The sequence below is a fragment of the Weizmannia sp. CD-2023 genome, from assembly GCF_036225245.1.
Classification (GTDB): domain Bacteria; phylum Bacillota; class Bacilli; order Bacillales; family Bacillaceae_C; genus Weizmannia; species Weizmannia faecalis.
In genome coordinates this window covers 1,136-1,402 of record NZ_JARTJQ010000136.1, presented here as the reverse complement: position 1 = coordinate 1,402, position 267 = coordinate 1,136, and positions in this window count along the sequence as shown.

The following is a 267-nucleotide window of genomic DNA, read 5'->3' as shown; positions in this document are numbered from 1 at the left end:
ATTCAGCAAGCCCTATTTATCTATCAAAGCAACAAAAGTGCATTATCGAATAATCAGATAATATTAGAGTTTCACTCTTGGGAAACTGCTTACCACCAGTGTTTACTAGTTTTTCATCAGGGATTCAGGTCTATTTTATGAAAGAACTCGTGTCGACTGCCCGCATCGGCCGGTCACTCGGTATCCATTTGATTTTGGCAACGCAAAAACCGAGCGGGGTTGTCGACGACCAAATCTGGTCCAACTCGAAATTCAAACTCGCGCTCA